We start from the raw sequence: 6,121 nt of genomic DNA on the forward strand, positions 1-6,121 counted from the left end.
TCCCGCGGGGGCCCCCCGGGGGCGGGGTTGAGGCCCCCGCGGCGGACCCCCCGGCGGTCCTGTCCCGTGGTGACCTGGCCCACCTGCTTGACGGGGTAGCGGCGGCGGCCGATGGTCACGGACGCGCCCGTGACCAGCTCGGGCTTGACGCCCTTCATCGAGGCCAGCACCCCGATCTTGGTCAGGTCGAACGGGTACCGGGCGATGACACAACGCATGATGCCTCCCAGGCATGACGGAAAGGAACTGACCCGGGCGGGGTGGATCAGCCGCGGACGGGAACAGGCCGGAGCCGGATGCCGAGGACGTCCCGCAGACGGATGCGGTCCGTGTACGAGGAACTGGCACGGAGAACGGCGAGCCGGGCCAGAGTGATCGAACCCGTGCTCTGGTCGTCCCCGTCGCACACGGTCAGGTACTGGACACGTGCACCCGCCATGACGGCCAGAGCCACCTCGACGGTCATGTCGTCACAGACCCGAGGCCCGTACGCTTCCATGCCGTCGACCACGGTCGTCGATGCGGGGTCCGCCACGCGGCACTGCGTCTGAACGGGCGTCAAAAATTCCTCCTGCGGTGCGGGTTGGTCGGCTTGGTGGCCATTGCGGCCTGGGGAGACCGCTGCGGCTCCGGGGTCGTGCTGGGCCTAGGCCGCCGAGTCGATGGCGGTGCGCCGCGGTGCCCTGCGGCGCACCGCCGCGCCCGCGGGCCGCCCCTGGCCGGTGCGGCCCTGCCGGCCACGGGACGGGGAAGACGTGCGGCGGGGACGCTCCACGGCCGGAGCGGTGATGACGACCGGGACACCGGACGGCGCCTGGGCGCCGGTGATGCGGCTCAGCTCCGCCTCTCCCGAGCGCACCGGAGTGATACGCGGGGTGATGCCGGCCGAGGCCATCAGTCGGCTCATGTCGCGGCGCTGTCCGGGTGTCACCAGGGTGACGACGCTGCCGGACTCCCCCGCACGGGCCGTACGACCGCCACGGTGCAGGTAGTCCTTGTGGTCGCCGGGCGGATCCACGTTGACGACCAGGTCGAGGTTGTCGACGTGGATGCCGCGGGCCGCGACGTTGGTGGCGACCAGCACCGTGACGTGACCGTCCTTGAACTGAGCCAGGGTCCGGGTGCGCTGCGGCTGGGACCTGCCGCCGTGCAGGGCGGCGGCGCGGACGCCGCTGCTGAGGAGGTGCGCGGTCAGCCGGTCCACGGCGTGCTTGGTGTCCAGGAACATGATGACCCGGCCGTCCCGTGCCGCGATCTCGGTGGTCGTCCGGTGCTTGTCCGCGTCGTGCACGTGGAGTACGTGGTGCTCCATCGTGGTGACGGCACCGGCCGACGGGTCGACGGAGTGGACCACCGGGTCGGTCAGGTAGCGACGGACCAACAGGTCCACGTTACGGTCCAGGGTCGCCGAGAAGAGCATCCGCTGGCCGTCCGGCCGCACCTGGTCGAGCAGGGCGGTGACCTGGGGCATGAAGCCCATGTCGGTCATCTGGTCGGCCTCGTCCAGTACAGTGACGGCGACGTCCCGCAGTCGGCAGTCGCCCCGGTCGATCAGGTCCTTGAGCCGCCCCGGTGTCGCGACGACGACCTCGGCCCCGGCCCGCAGCGCACTCGCCTGCCTGCCGATCGACATTCCGCCGACCACGGTGGCCAGCCGCAGCCGGACGGCGCGGGCATACGGGGTGAGCGCGTCGGTGACCTGCTGGGCGAGTTCACGGGTGGGTACGAGGATCAGGGCCAGCGGCTCCCGTGGTTCGGCGCGCCGGCCTGCCGTGCGGGCCATTACCGCGAGGCCGAAGGCGAGCGTCTTGCCCGACCCGGTGCGGCCACGACCGAGTACGTCACGGCCGGCCAGGGAGTTCGGCAGGGTCGCCGCCTGGATGGGGAACGGTACGGTCACGCCCTCGTGGCCGAGCGCGGCCAGCAACGGCGTCGGCATGGCGAGATCGGCGAACGTCTCGACGGCGGGCAACGCCGGTGTGGTCGTCTTCGGCGGTGCGAACTCACCCTGTGCGGCCCGCCGATTTCCGTTGCCCTTGGAGCGGCTCTGAACACCGGAGCGGCCGACAGCAGCACTTCCTCCGAAACGGTCGTCTGTGCGATTCGTGCGTGTGCGAGTTGTGCGTGCACGGTTCATGTGGAACCTTCCTCGACGTGGGCGCGTATCAAGGAATTTCCGCAGCAAAACGAACGACGCAGAGAATCGCGAGAACGAGCCGAAAAAAACAGGGCTGAATCGCCCTGAAAATGAAGCGAGCTGGGGCCCGCACCCCAAGGTGCGGGCCCCAGCTGCGAAGTATGCGGCAGTGCCGACGCGTCAGGCGGGAACGATGTTCTCGGCCGTCGGGCCCTTCTGGCCCTGCGCGATGTCGAACGAAACCTTCTGGCCTTCCAGCAGCTCACGGAAGCCCTGGGCGGCAATGTTGGAGTAGTGGGCGAAGACGTCGGCGCCGCCGCCGTCCTGCTCGATGAAACCGAAGCCCTTTTCCGCGTTGAACCACTTCACGGTGCCAGTAGCCATTTTATTTCTCCTTCGGAGACGGTGTCAGGAATACGCTCTGTGCGCTTTCCGTGTCGCCGTGATGATCAGCCGCCGGAAAAACCATTCTGGCAACCACACCTGCAACTGATACTGACAGTAGCACGCCGTGAGCGACCCCATGCGGTGAACAATTCCTGGCCGTCTCCCACCTCAGGAATATTTCTCGTGCGCCGTGTCGATTTCTCACTTCGCGACCACAGGAATTGCTCTCCCGGGCCGCACTGTTGCAGTCGAGTCTGTCCGGTCGCAGCGCCGTGACCTCCTTCGACGGCTGGGGCGCGGCTGCCGTCGCCATCAGCTGACGACATGCCGACGAACGCGCCGAGACCCCATCAGCGAGAGGAAGGCCACACGGCGGTTCCGGCGGGGCGACCGCGGCGGTCTTGCGGCCCGCGGGCCGATCGAGCTCCGCACTTGGACGCGATTCTCACCCTAGACCGGTGCGACGTCCGGACTGTCTGCCCGCTGGGCCGCCACAAGGCATTCCGGGTGCTGCCCGACGATCCGCCACTTTGACGCGAGCGTCCTGGTACTGAAGTCCCATCCACAGACAGGGCCTGGTCAGCCGTCGCCTTCAGGCGCAGGGGCATGTGACGCGACCTCACCGAGGGAACGGCAGGCCGAGGGCCAGGACATGCGACGCTTGCCGAAGTCCGCCACGAAACCTCCGGCCGTCGGCGCCCTTTGGCAAACGGGAGCGGTGGCCGCGTGGCATCCGCCAAGCACTCGCGCCCTCCCCGTGCCCGATCTTCGTGTGCTCGACGGGTCGGCGTCCGGGGGATTCTCCAGCAACACACAGACCCCAGGTCACCGACCTGGGGTCTCATCATGGAGCGGGTGACGAGAATCGAACTCGCGCTCTCAGCTTGGGAAGCGACGGCGCTTGCGGAGCAGGAACACTTCTGACCTGCTCATACGTCCTCTGGTACAGCGCCCGCGAGCGCAGGATCGCACCGTATGACCTGGAACCTGCTGCACCTCGCCCGGACGCTGAAGGACCTCGGAGGCATCCCCGCCTACGGCAACCAGCGCCCCGCCTGGGACGCCGGCTGCCACCGCGACTACGCGAACCCCGAGCACCGCTGAGCCTCGCCGCAGTGCTGGATCCCGCGGACCGCTCCCGCCTTACGAGCGGTACGGGATGTGGAGTTGTCATGACTTGACTTGTTCCTCGGGCTTCGGTCCGAGGAACAGGTCAGTGCACGTGGACGTACGTCTCCGGGCCGTTGGAGTCGATGTGGTGGCTGTCGGAGGTGAACCACACGACGGTCCAGGTGCCACCGTGAGTTGCCTTGCCGCTCAGGTGGTAGGTGCCCTTGGTGTCGGTCTTCACGCGCGTGACGTAGTGCCACGTCTTGCTTCCCGTGGCCCGGAACTCCAGGTACGCGTAGGTATGGGAGATGCCGGACCATGTGCCGGACGAACTGCGCTGCTGCAGGTGGCCGCCGAATGTCACGTACGTGTTCTTGCGCACCGTGGTATGGCTGGGTTTGCCTCCGGTGACGCGGGTGGGAGTGCGGTATATCTTGACCGCTGCGCTGTAGGAGGGCGAGTAGTCCGGGGTGCCTGGGAAGTACGCCCGCCAGTAGCCGTTCGCCTGGCCGTCGTAGGTCGCGTAGGTCATGAACTCGTCGCCGGCGAGACCCGACCGGCCGATCCGGGTGCTGCCGACGGTGTGCCACGTCTTGCCGTTGGACGAGTACTGGATCGTCATGGAGTGCGTGCCGCTCGCGAACTCCGCCCCGTGCAGGTCCAGATGGCCGTCGATCACCGCCTCGCCGTACTCGTCCTCGCTGACGTGGAACGGGGTGACGCGGCTGGGCGACGGAACGTGCACATATACCGGTGTCGCGTCACTGTCGGTGCTCAGGAGGAAGGGATCGTAGTCCCAGTAGTTGTTGAAATAGTACGCACCGGCGGTGCCGGTGCTGACGGCGAAGGTGCCGGTGGCGGTGGTCTTGACCGTGGCGGAGAAGTAGGCCGGCCCCATGGTGTAGATCTTCTGGTCCGGCGTGCCCACCCATGTGGACCCGACCTTCCGTTCGAGCACACCGGTGATCGTGGTGCGGCCGCCCTTGGGAACGTCGACGTCGGTCTTGCTCAGGATGCGAATCCGGGTGGTCTCCGCCGTCGCCGGCACGGTGAGCGAGGTCTGATCGCCTGTGTCGAGGGAGTACGGGTATCCCGCGGTGGCGGTGCCGTCGGCGCCGGCCGTCCGGTAGGTGACGCGATCTTTCACCGTGACCGTTGCGGCCACCCGCCCGTCCGCCCGCGCGGTGGCGACCGCGACCGTTTCCGACGGGACCCCGGCCTCCGGGTCGGCAAGGGCAACCGACACACCGGCCGGGTCGAGTACCGCGCCGGTGCTGGGGTCGGTGACGGTGATTGGGGCGGAGACGGTGTACGAGCGGTGCTCGTAGTCCACGGAACTCCGGTCGGACGCCAGCTTCCCGACGGACACCTGCGCCGCGTAGGTGAACTCGCCGGCGTCGGGGAAGTCTTCGACGTTTCCCGAGCTGTCCGTCACGTCCACGGAGACGTCGTAGACGCCCATGGCGGGAAGGACGGGCCGGTCGGCCGAGACTTGACCGCCGTAGTAGGGATTGGGCACGAAGTCCGACGTCGTGGCGACGTCGGGCGCGTCCGCGGGCGCCCCGTGCGGCCGGTAGCGGGCGGTGATGCCGGTGACCGTCGCGGTGGCGCTGTAGACGGACAGCGAGAGTTTCCAGTGGTCTGACGAGGAGTTGCCGACTCCGTACACCTCGAACTGGTGCGGATCCGGGCTGCTGTCGGTCGGGGCGGACGTCACGGTCTCGGACGGGACCGGGCCGGCGGTGTCGGCCGGTGTGGCGACCGCGGAGCTCGTTGGTGTGTCCGGTGGGCCCGGGCTCGCAGTGGCACCCGACACCGACTCATGCGGCGCGGATGTCGCGGAGTCGGCGGCGGCTGCCGGAAGGGCCAGTACGGCTGTCAGCAGCGCACCGGCTGTCAGGGCAGGCAGAACAGCGCGAAGTCTCACTCGATGGATTCCCCCAAAATATGCGAATGCCCTTACCACCCATGCCATTTCAGCACCGATCGCAGAGCCACACGCGTCGGCCAATCCTAGAGCCGGCCTACGACGCGACCGCGCTCAGGGCCCGGGCGAAGAGCCCAGGACTCCTCCGGCCGGGGGACCCCTGTGCAGCAACCGAGAGGAATCCCGGAGGCGGGTGCGAGTGTCGGTCGCCCGGACACCCACGGCCGGCCGCAATCCACGACCCGCTCGACCTCGATCGCCGCGACCCGAGTGCGCGCCTGCCGTAAACGGTGCCCGGCTTCTGGGCGGCATCCAGTGGGACCTGCGGAAACTTGCGCAGGTGTGCCGTACAACCCTGACGGGGCTCCAGGGGTCTTGTGGGCATCCTGTCTTCCTAGTGGGGGTTGCATCACTGTGCGTGTGCGCAGCATTTCGGCCGTAACAGCGCTCGCGGTCACTCTCGGTTCTGTCGCCCTGATCGGGTCGGCGGCGGGGGGGGGGGGGGGGGGCGCGCGCGCCCCCCCGCGCGCCCCGCCCCCCGCGGGCCCGCGCCGGGGGTG

General features: G+C 68.7%; 5 protein-coding genes and 2 pseudogenes. 2 read left to right on the top strand and 5 right to left on the bottom strand.

Annotation, left to right across the window (positions count from 1 at the left end; all coding sequences use genetic code 11):
- The 4 genes from ACWGJB_RS23920 to ACWGJB_RS23935 all read right to left on the bottom strand — a co-directional run.
- Positions 1–218 (bottom strand): SCO5918 family protein (locus ACWGJB_RS23920; protein WP_453382155.1); only part of this gene is annotated, 218 nt, incomplete at its 3' end.
- Between the two features lie 47 nt (positions 219–265).
- Entirely contained in the window at positions 266–535 is a 270-nt protein-coding gene (locus ACWGJB_RS23925; RefSeq protein ID WP_453382156.1) for a CBS domain-containing protein, read from the bottom strand.
- Positions 536–646: 111 nt separating this feature from the next.
- The gene (locus tag ACWGJB_RS23930) at positions 647–2,137 is read right to left on the bottom strand and encodes a DEAD/DEAH box helicase (RefSeq protein ID WP_453382157.1); all 1,491 of its coding nucleotides are present in this window, start codon (positions 2,135–2,137) and stop codon (positions 647–649) included.
- 180 nt (positions 2,138–2,317) lie between these two features.
- Positions 2,318–2,521, bottom strand: a complete 204-nt coding sequence (locus ACWGJB_RS23935; protein ID WP_004986771.1) for a cold-shock protein — start codon at positions 2,519–2,521, stop codon at positions 2,318–2,320.
- Between the two features lie 438 nt (positions 2,522–2,959).
- Here ACWGJB_RS23935 and ACWGJB_RS23940 point away from each other — a divergent pair.
- Together ACWGJB_RS23940 and ACWGJB_RS23945 are read left to right on the top strand one after the other, a co-directional pair.
- Positions 2,960–3,058 (top strand): annotated as a pseudogene (locus ACWGJB_RS23940) (VapC toxin family PIN domain ribonuclease); the annotation flags it as partial.
- 441 nt (positions 3,059–3,499) lie between these two features.
- Positions 3,500–3,628: pseudogene (locus tag ACWGJB_RS23945) on the top strand (flavodoxin family protein); the annotation flags it as partial.
- Between the two features lie 109 nt (positions 3,629–3,737).
- On the opposite strand, the gene ACWGJB_RS23950 reads toward ACWGJB_RS23945, so the two are convergent.
- A complete protein-coding gene (locus tag ACWGJB_RS23950) occupies positions 3,738–5,351 on the bottom strand; it encodes a hypothetical protein (RefSeq protein ID WP_453382158.1) in 1,614 nt (537 codons plus the stop codon).
- Between the last annotated feature and the right edge of the window lie 770 nt (positions 5,352–6,121).

This window comes from Streptomyces sp. NPDC054813 (assembly GCF_053611365.1).